12 protein-coding genes are annotated in these 12,734 nt (G+C 45.4%); 5 read left to right on the forward strand and 7 right to left on the reverse strand.

Annotated elements, in window-relative coordinates:
• The first annotated feature begins 301 nt into the window (after positions 1-301).
• Positions 302-490: a type II toxin-antitoxin system HicA family toxin gene (locus tag DWB79_RS11340; protein ID WP_040859254.1), complete on the forward strand. Its 189-nt coding sequence runs from the start codon at positions 302-304 to the stop codon at positions 488-490.
• A 4-nt stretch (positions 491-494) separates the two neighbouring features.
• A complete protein-coding gene (locus tag DWB79_RS11345; RefSeq protein WP_016524185.1) occupies positions 495-878 on the forward strand; it encodes a type II toxin-antitoxin system HicB family antitoxin in 384 nt (127 codons plus the stop codon).
• Between the two features lie 143 nt (positions 879-1,021).
• Here DWB79_RS11345 and DWB79_RS11350 read toward each other — a convergent pair whose 3' ends face one another.
• From DWB79_RS11350 to DWB79_RS11380, 7 genes are all read right to left on the reverse strand, one after another.
• The gene (locus DWB79_RS11350) at positions 1,022-2,542 is read right to left on the reverse strand and encodes a MiaB/RimO family radical SAM methylthiotransferase (protein WP_016524186.1); all 1,521 of its coding nucleotides are present in this window, start codon (positions 2,540-2,542) and stop codon (positions 1,022-1,024) included.
• A complete protein-coding gene (locus DWB79_RS11355) occupies positions 2,535-3,653 on the reverse strand; it encodes a helix-turn-helix domain-containing protein (protein ID WP_016524187.1) in 1,119 nt (372 codons plus the stop codon). The genes DWB79_RS11350 and DWB79_RS11355 overlap by 8 nt, the downstream gene beginning before the upstream one ends.
• Positions 3,654-3,690: 37 nt before the next feature.
• Positions 3,691-4,377 carry a LolA family protein gene (locus DWB79_RS11360; protein WP_016524188.1) on the reverse strand — a complete coding sequence of 229 codons (687 nt, stop codon included), beginning with the start codon at positions 4,375-4,377 and terminating at the stop codon, positions 3,691-3,693.
• Between the two features lie 297 nt (positions 4,378-4,674).
• Positions 4,675-5,211: a GNAT family N-acetyltransferase gene (locus DWB79_RS11365; protein ID WP_016524189.1), complete on the reverse strand. Its 537-nt coding sequence runs from the start codon at positions 5,209-5,211 to the stop codon at positions 4,675-4,677.
• A gap of 259 nt (positions 5,212-5,470) precedes the next feature.
• On the reverse strand, positions 5,471-6,265 hold the full coding sequence (locus tag DWB79_RS11370; protein WP_016524190.1) for a hypothetical protein: 795 nt from the start codon (positions 6,263-6,265) through the stop codon (positions 5,471-5,473).
• A gap of 4 nt (positions 6,266-6,269) precedes the next feature.
• Positions 6,270-7,217, reverse strand: a complete 948-nt coding sequence (locus DWB79_RS11375) for a DMT family transporter (protein ID WP_016524191.1) — start codon at positions 7,215-7,217, stop codon at positions 6,270-6,272.
• Between the two features lie 3 nt (positions 7,218-7,220).
• Positions 7,221-7,676: a hypothetical protein gene (locus DWB79_RS11380; RefSeq protein ID WP_016524192.1), complete on the reverse strand. Its 456-nt coding sequence runs from the start codon at positions 7,674-7,676 to the stop codon at positions 7,221-7,223.
• Positions 7,677-7,826: 150 nt separating this feature from the next.
• On the opposite strand from DWB79_RS11380, the gene DWB79_RS11385 reads away from it, so the two are divergent.
• From DWB79_RS11385 to DWB79_RS11395, 3 genes are all read left to right on the forward strand, one after another.
• Entirely contained in the window at positions 7,827-8,942 is a 1,116-nt protein-coding gene (locus tag DWB79_RS11385) for an ABC transporter ATP-binding protein (protein WP_016524193.1), read from the forward strand.
• A gap of 301 nt (positions 8,943-9,243) precedes the next feature.
• On the forward strand, positions 9,244-10,998 hold the full coding sequence (locus DWB79_RS11390; protein WP_016524194.1) for an ABC transporter ATP-binding protein/permease: 1,755 nt from the start codon (positions 9,244-9,246) through the stop codon (positions 10,996-10,998).
• Positions 10,999-12,681: an amino acid ABC transporter ATP-binding/permease protein gene (locus DWB79_RS11395; protein WP_016524195.1), complete on the forward strand. Its 1,683-nt coding sequence runs from the start codon at positions 10,999-11,001 to the stop codon at positions 12,679-12,681.
• Positions 12,682-12,734 lie beyond the last annotated feature (53 nt).

Genomic DNA, 12,734 nt, shown 5'->3' on the forward strand with positions numbered 1-12,734 from the left:
GAAACGTTGAGCATTGCATATACCGCCATGGATGGCGGTGGTTCTACGCAGCAGCGATGTTTTGGCATAGTCACAACATCGCAGGCAAAACTATACACGGATGTATAGTTTTGACGAATGCTCTGCGTCAGGGTTGTTGATTTCTTGGTAAATACAAGGCTTTTTTCATAAAAAAGCTTTTTAACGTAAGTTAGTCCTTACATATACTGGAAATAGGGAACGGTGCAATTGTATTTCCTGTTTTCAATTATCCACTTCTGATAAACTTGACTGAATGCGTATTTATACGTATTATCATTTCATGAACTTTAAAGAAATGGAGAAGATGATAAAACAAGACGGATGGGTAAAACGTGATATAGTTGGGTCACATCATCACTATGAGCATCCGGTTAAAAAAGGGAAGGTTACTATTCCATTTCACGGTAATAAGGAGCTTTCAAAGTTTGTAGTAAATAGTATTCTTAAACAAGCAGGATTAAAGGAGTAAGACTATGTATATTTATCCGGCAATTTTTTATAAAGATGAAAACGGTTATTCGGTTGTATTTTATGATATAGAACTTGCAACGATGGGAGACACATTGGAAGAAGCGTTGATAATGGCAGAGGAAGCATTGACAGGACGTATCTCTTTACTTTTAAAGGATGGAGAGACACTGCCCAATCCGACAGCTATAGAAGATATAGAAAAACCGAAAGATGCGGAATTTATTACACTGGTAAAAACCGACCGTAAATATCTGGCACAGGAAAAAAGTGTTCGTAAAAATTTAACAATTCCTGCCTGGCTTGCTGAAGCTGCCGAAAATGCAGGATTAAATTTTTCGCAAGAGTTACAATGTGCTTTAAAAACGCGCTTGCATATTGGCATATAAATTTTTTTATAAAAGTTAATAACTTTTATAAAAACCTTTTATAACCTGTAGAATTATAGGGAACTTTTTATAAAAGAATGCACTCAATGGCAGCTACGGCAAAGGCGTGTTGATTATCATGTCTTTAAAAAGCCGGTCAAAACTTAGAGTGCGTCCGCTTCGAGGTCAATCCCGCGCAGGGCGGTAATCCGTACCCGAACCAGACTGCCCGCCGTTATCGGCAGCCCTTCGCTGTCTTTTTGCGCTTGGGAAAAATTTACGACTACGGCACCGTCTACCTCCGGCGCTTGGAACCATGCCCGACCGAGCGCAATGCAGCATTGTGTGTTTTCTTCTTCATTGTTGTGTTCTTGCGGGATAATCTCTTCGATGAGAACGTCCATTTCCAGTCCGCAAAAAGCGGCAAGTTTTTGTTCGGTAATCTTTAATTGCAGTTCGTTAAGGGCAGTCTTGCGCTGTTCGGCAATTTTTGCCGGCACCTGTTTTTTCATATCGGCAGCCTTGGTTCCCTCTTCCTGCGAATAGGCGAATGCCCCTGACCAGAGGCTTTGTGCTGCCTGCAAAAAGGCTGCCGTCCGTTCAAAATCAGCTTGGGTTTCTCCCGGAAAGCCTGTTAAAAAAGTAGTACGGATAACCGCCTCCCCGTAGGGACTTTCCGCTGTGCGGAAAGCTGCGCGGATATTTTCTATCAACTTGAGATAGGTTTCGGCAGAACCGCAGCGGTTCATTGCACGGATAATCGGATCGGATCCGGATTGAAAGGGGATATCAAAGTAGGGGAGGAAGCGGGTGTCGGCAGTCATAATCGGCAAGATATCCGGCGGAAAGTGGTCGGGATGAATATAGAGCAACCGGACGCTGAATGTTCCTTCAATACCGGAAATTGCGTGTAAAAGCTGCGCCAATCCCGAAAGCCCCTGTCTCTTTTGAGCCGGCAATGTGGGCAAGTTATTGTTAAGCCGGCTGCTGAGCTTATCTAGAGGCGTGGTGGTTTCATATACTGCAAGGTCTTGCCCGATGAGGTTGAATTCTTTATATCCTTGCTGCACAAACCCCTGTATTTCATTGATGATACTGTCAAGCGGGCGACTTCTCACTGAGCCGCGTATCAGCGGTATCGCGCAAAATGAACAGCAATTATCACAGCCTTCGGTAATTTTGATAAAGGCGGAACGAGGAAAGTTTAGCAGTTCGGGGCGCGAACCGCAGCATACGCCTTCTTGCGCAGGTTTAAGGAATGGACGGCTGTGTTCGGTAGAATGAACCGATTGATCATGTTCGTTCGGCGATTGTTGCTGCTGAGCAACCGGCGCATCCGGAAACAGCCGGTCGATAAGTATAGGGAGCTGAGATAAGTCTCCGTTACCGAAAAAGGCATCAGCTTCTTCAAAATCGGTTTTAAAGATGTCGCCATACCGTTCCGCCAAACAACCTGCCAGCAAAATTTTTGCCTGAGGATAGGCTGTTCGTGCGGTGATAACGGCTTCAATCGACTCACGTTTTGCAGGTTCGATAAAGCCGCATGAATTTACAATGATGAGATCGGCGTTTTCGGGTTCGACAGTTTTCTGCCAACCCTTATCGGTTAAGATGCCGATAAGCAGCTCACCGTCTACTTGATTTTTAGCACATCCGTGCTGATCAAGAAAGAAACGCTTAGTCAACTTCCATTACCACAAATTTATAACGTCCCGATTCATCATCCTTGATCCATTTTAAATCTTTAACGATGACTTCACCCGGGCGACTGACTTCTATATCGATGGTTTTTCCACCTGCAATAATTTGCATCTTAACAGCATTTCCATTTGATGCCCAAATACGGATACCGTTATTTGCTTGAACTGTCAGCTGTTCCGATTTTTGATAGTACCGTTCGTCTCGATTGGTTTTATCTTGTTCATAACGGAAGAGGCAATAGCTTCGGAAAGTTGCATTTAAGGTTACCGGATATGCAGAACCGGCATCGAACAGTACTTTGTATTTTGCTGATTCGGACTGAGCTGCCTGATCGGGAATTTTTATCGTAGGTGCTTCTGCAGAAACCGGTTCTGAAAACCCTGTGGTGAGTATTTCCACTAATGCACCCTTCGATTCATCTGCTGTATCGATATCTTCAACGGAAATTTTCACATCGGCAGTAACATCACCGTTTAGATCCAGTACAAGGCTTTGACCTAATGCAATAATTTGTGTTCCGATATCCGTTGCAAGATACAGTTCAGGGGCTGTTTTCTCAACTTGTATTTGATAATCTTTTCCATTGATAGGGAGTGTAATAGTATCACCCTGAAAGAGCCGTTTTTCAAAGACCTCTTGAGAAAGAGTGTATGAAGCCTTCTCTTTTTTTTCTATAATTTCCGTCTGTTTAGCCGGCTGTATCGGTTTGTCTTTTATCGCGGTATCGATTTTTGTAATCAATATTCTACCGACGAAAAATACTGCTATTAAAAGAAGGAATACTCCTATCCCGATAAATACGTTGCGTGGAACGGTAAATGACTTTTGAGGAATAAGCGTTTCAGGCGGAACTGCCGTTTCTTGTATTCGCGCCTGTTTATACAGTGTAACACACTCATTAGGATTTAAGCCTAAGTATTCTGCATAATTCCGTAAAAACCCGACAACATAAGGCTCTCCGGGAAATACTTCATACATACCCGTTTCAAGCGCCTCTAAATAGCGGCGAGCAATATTCGTTTCTCGCGAAGCCTGTTCAAGCCCTATCTGTTTTTCATTGCGTGCTGTTTCTAATACATTGCCTATATCCTGCATCTATTCCTTCCTGTATTCCGGCGGGGTAATTACTCTATTATTCTTCAAATAAAAAATTGTTCATCATATCCGCATTCGGCGGTATATCGTATAAAAAGCGGGAATCCGGAATTCCCGTATTTAATCGGTAGTATGAAAAATCAAATGTAATCTTGCTGCCCGAAATAGGCCATGCTTCAATTCGTCTGATGAGCTTCGTTTCAGGCGAAACAAGCAGCCGGATATTCCTAAAAGTTTCCGAAGCTGAACGTCTATTAAGTGCAAGTATTACAACTCGTTCAGAGGAGCCTTCTTCCAACGGCTGAGGCTCAGCTCCTGTTTCATACGCAATGGTATATGAGCGTTTCAATAGCGATAGACCTTGAGGCGTGGCAAGGTTTGCTGTACCCGCAGAGGAATCTTTTTCTATCGTCTGATTTAAAACCATCCGATAGGAGGGAACATAGATGGTTAATGTGTCGCCGGTGAATAGAATAACCTGCTCATTCGGTTTGGTAAAATCAATGCGCAGCCGATTCGGTCGTTTGAAGTAGACGGTAGCTTCCATTGTCTGAACCTTTGAACCGGAACCGGTTGAAACGGTTAGGCTGGCAGTGTAATCGGAAAGCGCGCCGTATTGTTCGGACATTCCGGCAAAAAATACGCTTGCAGTCGTAATGGATTGACAAAATGCTGTTATATAAAAGCCGAATATAACGGCAACAAAAACGATTGTTTTTTTCATCCGATTAGTAAAGCAGAAATGAGCGATAAAGTCAATATTTGCAAAATTTCTCTCGAATCTCGGCTTACGATATTATGAAATAAGTTATTGATGTATAATGATTTATTATAAAGTATGAATACTCTACCGATCCTGCGTTCGATTTGCAAATGGGCGGGAATATCCGATAAATACAAAAACGACAAAACACTGCCGCAGTGCAAACATTGCGATTATCGAGAGGCTGTATCTCCGAGGTAATTATTACCGGTGTGCTTATATGAATCGGAAAAAGTAACAGCAAAAGGACATATCCGCTTATATCATTTTTTCGTAGATAAACGCCTGCTTATCCCCGAACCATGCAAACCGGTCTAAAACCTGTGTGCGGATAAAGCCTTGTTTTTCATAAATCCTGATCGCTTTATGCCAATCTTCATGCACAAGCAAAATAATCCGTTCCAACCGCGGAAAAACGGCAGCAATACGTTCTATAGAAGCTGCAAAAAATTTTTCGGCAATGCTTTGCCCGCGCACCTCCGGTAATAACGCAAAGGAAGAGATATACAAGGCTGTCCCTGCCGGCTGATGGCGCTCGCGTACCGAATGCCCTAAGGCAAACGCGTCGGCTCCAATCTCCGAAGAATCCCACAGTTCAGCTGTAAAATAACCGCACACGGATTGCGTATCGGCTTTAACAAGAACATAATTGCAATCGGAAGTATATGCGATGCGGTCGGCAAACACACTTTCGTCCTCAACGATGTTTTCTTCAAAACTCTGCCGTTCCACCTGCATAACCACAGCTAAATCTCTCGGTTCCGCTTTTCTTACACTATACCCTTTCGCTACCATTATCACTACCCCAAGGCAACCGCATCAGAAATACTTTAAGCGGTTGCCTACCAACTTGTGTGCAAAATTTTTTTAAAATTTTGCACATTTTCTTCAAGAAACGGGCAATCACAGCAGATACGCGAATCAAATACCGTAGAATAGATAGGCTGTGAGACCATTTGAGACGCAACGCGGCGAAACTCTGGTTGAACAGCCTATCTATTCTGCGGGGTGGATATTATTAAAAGAATCCGCTGTGTTTGCCCTGAGCTCCTCATCACCAGCCCAAGACTTCTTTACGGTGCAGCAAACCTATCGCCCGAAGATTTTCTTCCGTAGATTTATGCGCATCGCTCAATTTTTTAAAATCGATCGTAAAGCAGTTCATCGAAAAATGCTGAAAGACATAGACGGGAGCATCGGACATTCCCCCGTACTGCAGCCGCAACTCTTCCGCATACGCAGTAAAAAGAGACTTCTTCCTTAATTCACCATACCCGACCAGCCACAGCGGACACCCAAGCACTCGCTGCAGAGCAGCAGTATGAGAGGCAAGCCATTTTTGCGTTTCTTCAAAGAGGCTGCAAAATTGTTCACCGCCATGCTTGAGCAGATAATTAAGTTCCTTTGTCTTTGCCGTGTGAACGGGCGTTTTATTGAGAATAATAACCTCACGTCTAAAATCAATAGCGAGTTCGGGATGACGGCGGAAAAAACCTTCCGCTACCTTCCCTGCCTGCCCTACCAGATAGCGTTGATTTTTATGCAGCTGCTCGTTTTTTCCCGGATTATCGCTGATGATAATCAGTTTTATTGTATCTGAAGCTTGAACTTCGTCCAAACTATGATTATATACGATGGGCGTTTCTTGCGGGTAAGCAGGCGTCTTGTTATCTGCGGCTGCAGCCTGCTGTAACAGATGGAGCGTCCCCTGCCCCGCCGACCTTTGCACCGATGACGCCGCTTCACCAGGTGCTGAATATTCATAGCCGCAGCGGGTAAGCCATTGCCGGCATGATGCTTTAAAATCGGTTCTAAAGGCGGAAAAAGCTCGCCATTCTTTATCGGTCATCGGATCACTTAGTTTTTATCTGAGAGAAAATTTTTCTGAACACATTACTGCTCAATTTTTTCTTGAGGAATCCCAGCTTGGTTTCGGAAATAACAATAGCAACAAAAATGAAGGAACAGCCTATCAGCAGTGAAGCGGTTACCTTCTCATGCCAGAATGCAATAGCAAAAATAATACCGAATACCGATTCAAGGGAGAATATGAGCGCAGCCGTCGATGCCACAACCTCACGTTGACCGATCGCCTGCAATATATTCGTAAGAGACATACAAATAACACCTAAATAAAGAACGGCGAAAATGGAATACCCATTCCAAACAATTTTAGTACTGTCTTCAAAAAAATAAGTATATAAACCTGCATAGATGACACCAAAGAACAGGTTTCCGATCGTCAGCAAAATCGGATCCATGGTGTCAACATACCGCCCCAAGTACACGAGGTAGGCGGCAAAAATCACACTGCCTATCAGCGCGAGAAAATCACCGAGATTTAAACCGACATCGGAAGTTTTCAGAAGATCCGGCATCGAAATAAAACCGATACCGATAAGACAGATAACGGCCGCGATAATGTGATAGATGTTCGGTTTTCTTTTCCATACGAACCATGCAATAAACGGAGTGATAACGCAATAGGTCGCAACCAAGAAACCGCACCGTCCCGGAGGACACCCAGCGGCAATCGAAAGATTTTGCATCAAATACCCGACAGTCATAAGAAGGCCGAGGAAAGCGCAAACGATAACGTACGAGCGTGACCAGTTTTTTAACCGTTTGATAAAAACCAGTAGCAATACAACGCCTCCGATGGCACACCGCATAAAGACCAAAAAGGCGGGAGGAAAATAGTCATTTGTACTGCTGATAGCCACAAAGGTCGTTCCCCAAAACAGTGCCGCAACAAAGAGCGCAATATATGCGCCGATCTCTTTTTTTGTAAGCTTACTCATAGGTTAATCCAGCCAATACACTTTATCGGGAGCTTGTTCTCGTAAAAAAATTTTTCGATATCGTTGAGAATGTTCCACCCGTACGTCATCGGGAAAATATACATTATGCAAAAACCATACGGTATCCAAAAGATCTCCAAAGGAATCGGAGCAGGAATACCGGTAGTACAGCGGCGACTCTTCAAGCAACGCACGCATCTCAAGATCATGCGTATGGTACGGATCGACTGCTTGCCGCAAATTACTCCGTAAGCCTCCGTACCATGCATGCGTAATCGCCAATAAATTGAGCCGCTTATGAGTATCCATATAATACAGCTCGTACATACCGGCGATTGCAGGAACGGAAGTCGTTATCTTATATTTATCCGCACGTGTTAAAGCTGTCCACGTCAGAGTATAATAGACATCGTTCTTGTCGTCTTCTTCTTTTATGATAATCGGTTTTAATTCAAGCATACTCTTAGGTTAGTATAGCATATTCCGCTCTTTTTGAAAATATGCGTATACCGTCTACTTGTTGCATCATCAGTAGTGCTGTTTTTTGTTTGACAGATGCGGAATTTGACGATATACTTTTTCTTATAGGATAATTTTTAGGAGGCCTTAATGGCAAAAGTTGAATTGAAAGGTATCGGCAAGGTTTACGATGGAAACGTCCGTGCGGTAGAAAATGCCAATATCGTTATTGAAGATCAGGAATTTGTTGTATTCGTCGGACCGTCCGGTTGCGGTAAATCGACGACGCTCCGTATGGTAGCCGGACTTGAAGAAATCAGCGAAGGCGATTTGTACATAGACGGCGAACGCATGAACGACGTCCCACCGAAAGATCGTAACATCGCAATGGTTTTCCAAAACTATGCGTTGTATCCCCACATGACTGTCTATGACAACATGGCATTCGGATTAAAGATACGCAAAGTCGATAAACAGGAAATTGAACGCCGCGTACACGAAGCCGCCCGCATCCTCGACATTGAAAAGTTGCTTGACCGTAAACCAAAGGCTCTTTCGGGAGGTCAACGTCAGCGTGTTGCAGTAGGACGCGCCATTGTCCGCAACCCTAAGGTATTCTTATTTGACGAACCGCTTTCAAACCTCGATGCAAAGCTCCGTGTCCAGATGCGTGCTGAAATTTCCGACTTGCACAACCGCTTAAAAGCGACAATGATTTACGTTACGCATGATCAGGTTGAAGCGATGACTATGGGCGACAAAATCGTTGTTATGAAAGATGGAAAGGTACAACAAATCGGCTCGCCGCTCTATCTCTACAACCATCCCGTCAATAAATTCGTAGCGGGTTTTATCGGCTCGCCGCCTATGAACTTCTTAAATGTTAAAGTAATAGAAAAAGACGGCGGTATCGCTATCGATGAAGGTACCTTCGTCTTACAGCCTACTGAAGATCAGCAAAAACACTTAAAGAAGTACGTTGGTAAAAACGTATTCTTCGGTATTCGACCGGAAGATTTACAGCTTGTTGCCGAAAGCGACGCCGCTAAAAACAGCATGACACTCAAGATAACCGTTAAAGAACCGCTCGGAGCGGAAACGCACCTCTATCTGGCGTCAAAGAACCAGCAGATCATCGCCCGTACATTCAACGCCGTCGAAGCGGGAATCGGAGAATCGCTTCACTTTGTTCCGAATATGGAAAAAGCACGTTTCTTCGATAACGAAACGGAAGCAAATATCTGCGAGGACGTTCAAAAGCAATAGGAGATTACATAGGCCGATCCATCCGGTCTATCGGACGGAGAGTTTAATCCCCTGTGGCTGTGCAGCGTATGCACTGCGTTCGGATTATTGATTAAATAATATTGTAAAAGTTTTTGAGATAAAGCGCCGGAACATTCCGTTCCGGCGCTTTTTTAATCAACAAGCCTGACGAAATCGTCAAGGTTTAAACGCTCCACATGAATAACCACCCTCAGTGTCTGATGCGCCTACCCTGCAATGTTGTTGTTACCCGTAGCTTGCAGGTTTTTCCCCAGCGTGATAGTATGCTGTCCATACATTTATGATAAAGAAACGATTAATTACATTTTTGGCGCATTCAAAGCGCTACGTCTATTTAAATGTTTTATGGCAATGGATTGCCCTTGTTTCGCAAATCGCAGCGGTATTTTTTATCGGGCGTCTTTTGGAAGCTTTATTCAAGGGTACGATTACTTCAAAAGAGATGATTATGGCAGGCGCTGTTTTTATAGCGGCGCTTGCGGTTCGGGCTGTTGCAACAAAATATGCAACTCGCTATGCCTTTCTGGCAGGTCGGGACGTCAAAACTACCTTGCGGGATGCCCTCTACACAAAACTGCTAAAACTCGGAGCTGCCTATCGGGATAGCATCGCTACTTCGGAAGTAGTGCAGCTTGCCTCTGAGGGGATCGAACAGCTTGAAGTATACTTCGGTAGATACCTGCCTCAGTTTTTTTACAGTCTCCTTGCGCCGCTCACCCTTTTTGCGGTACTGGTGCCGGTCAGTTTTAAGGCGGCGGTCATTCTCCTCGCCTGCGTTCCCCTGATACCGATTTCTATTGTCGCAGTGCAAAAAATTGCCAAGCGGTTGCTCAGTAAATACTGGGGTACGTATGCAGAACTCGGCGACAGCTTTTTGGAAAACCTTCAGGGGCTGACGACACTAAAAATATATCAGGCAGATGAAGCAAAAGCTGAGGAGATGGACAAAGAAGCGGAACATTTCCGGCGCATCACGATGAAGGTACTCAGTATGCAACTCAATTCCATCACCGTTATGGATGTAGTTGCGTATGGAGGAGCAGCCGCAGGTATCATTACGGCAGCATATCAATTTGCCGCAGGGGATATTTCGATTGCGGCGGCATTCAGCATTATCCTCTTGTCGGCGGAATTTTTTATCCCGCTCAGACTGCTCGGCTCTTTTTTCCACATTGCAATGAACGGTATGGCCGCCTCGGATAAACTTTTCTACATCCTCGACTTACCCGAACCTCCAGAAGCGCATGGCTCCATCGACCGTACCGCCGGTATCAGCATCCAAGACCTCTCGTTCTCTTATACCGAACGACGGGCAATCCTTACCGACATCAACCTGACCGTTCCGCACGGTTCCTTTGTCGCCCTTGCAGGGGAATCCGGATGCGGCAAGAGCACGATTGCGGCGCTCCTTTCCGGTAAGCATAAAAACTATACGGGACGCATCCTGTTCGGTGCAGACGAACTGAAAACCATCGATGAACGCCATATCATGCAGCATATTACAGTCGTAAAACACAATGCGTATCTTTTTAAGGGAACCGTCGGGGATAATTTGCGGATTGCAAAGCCGAACGCCTCGGCTGAAGAAATGGCTGCCGCGCTCAAAAAAGTAAACCTCGCTGATTTCTTAGATACGCAAAAAGGCTTAGATACCGAGCTGCAGGAAGGCGGTATGAATTTTTCCGGCGGGCAACGGCAGAGGCTTGCATTGGCACGCGCCCTCCTTTTCGACAGCCCCGTCTATATTTTTGACGAAGCAACTTCCAATATCGATATCGAAAGCGAAGAGCGGATATTACAGATTATCCATGAACTGAAACAGACCAAGACGGTACTACTTATCTCACACCGATTGGCAAACAGTGTAGACACCGACTGCATCTACTTTATGGAACACGGGCGGATTACGGAAAAGGGCACCCATAGCGAATTGATGGCATTAGATGCCCATTATTGTGCGTTGTATAAAAGCCAGTCGGAGTTGGAACAGTACGGCAACGCTGCCGATAGTCAAACAGCACAGGAGGAGCGATAAATGAATACACCGAAACGCAGAAGCGCCCTTTCTATTATGGGTTCGTTGATCACCCTTGTTCGTCCGCTGCTCCCCGTTATGCTGATTGCGATTACCGCAGGAGTGCTCGGATTTTTATGCGCAATCTTTATCACCATTCTCGGAGGCGAAGCTGTTATCGCTGCGATTTATGACAAAGTACCGATCGCGATCGGAAAGCCGTTCTTCGGATTAAGCCTTAAACAGATTGCTATAACGGTCATCATTCTTGCGGTTCTGCGGGGAGCGCTCCGCTACGGGGAACAATACTGCAATCATTATATCGCGTTTAAGCTCTTGGCAATTATCCGGCATAAGGTGTTCAGTGCTTTACGGAAGCTGGCTCCGGCAAAACTTGAAGGGAAAGATAAGGGAAATCTGATTTCGCTGATTACCACCGACATCGAACTATTGGAAGTATTTTATGCCCATACCATTTCCCCTATCGTTATCGCAGCGCTGACATCCCTGTGTATGCTGATCTTTCTCGGCAGCCGCAGCCTCATTGCGGTACCGGTCGCACTTGCAGGGTATATTACAATCGGCGTGATTATTCCCCTGCGCAACGGCAAGCGAACAAGCGAACAGGGACTTGCTTTTAGAACCGAGTTCGGAAATTTGAACAGCTTTGTCCTTGAGTCCCTGCGCGGCTTGGAAGAAATTATCCAATACGGAGCGGGGGAACGTATCCGTACCGAGCTTCGGCGGCGGTCGGAAAGTCTTGGACAAAACGGGGAATATTTAAGCGTACAGGAAGCACGGCAGCGTATTTCAACGAATACGGCAATCCTCTTTTTTACCTTTGCGCAGCTTTTTCTTTCTATTATATTCTTCCGGCAAGGAAGCATCGACTTTGCAGCCGCCGTAGGAATAACACTCGGCATGAGTGCCTCTTTCGGCCCCGTGCTGGCCCTTGCGCAACTTTCCAATAATTTACATCAAACGCTCGCAAGCGGCGACCGTATCCTCAGTCTGCTGGAAGAGCAGCCGCTTGTAGAAGAAATTCCCGCCGACGGCAAACCTCGCTCGTTTGAAGGTGCTGCGGCAGATCATGTTGATTTCAGCTACGGCAACGAACAGATATTGTATGATTACAGCGCGGTGATTCAAAAAGATACGATTACCGGCATACACGGCGCAAGCGGATCGGGTAAGTCTACCTTGCTTAAACTTCTGATGCGGTTTTGGGAAGTGCAAAAAGGCGCGATACGCATCTCCGGAGAGGACATAAAAACCGTCCCGACCGGAGCATTGCGGGCGATGGAATCCTGCGTTACGCAGGAAAGTCAGCTCTTCAAAGGCACTATTGCTGACAATATCAAAATCGGTAAGCTGGAGGCCTCGGAGGAAGAAGTCATCACGGCGGCACAAAAAGCTTCCATCCACGATTTTATTACCACCCTTCCCGATGGCTATAATACGCCGGTCGGGGAACTCGGCGACACCCTATCGGGCGGAGAAAAGCAGCGTATCGGACTTGCCCGTGCATTTTTGCACGATTCGCCGTTCCTTCTCCTCGATGAGCCGACCAGTAATTTGGATGCCCTTAACGAGCGTATCATCCTTAAATCGCTGAAGGAATCCGGCGCCGGAAAGACGGTTGTGCTCGTTTCGCACCGTAAGTCAACGCTGAATATCGCCGACACAGTTATCAATACACATTAATAGAATAGACCTATTCGATAACTGCGTTTTCGAATAGGTCGACGAGTTCTAAA

This window comes from Treponema medium, assembly GCF_017161265.1.
Lineage (GTDB): Bacteria > Spirochaetota > Spirochaetia > Treponematales > Treponemataceae > Treponema > Treponema medium.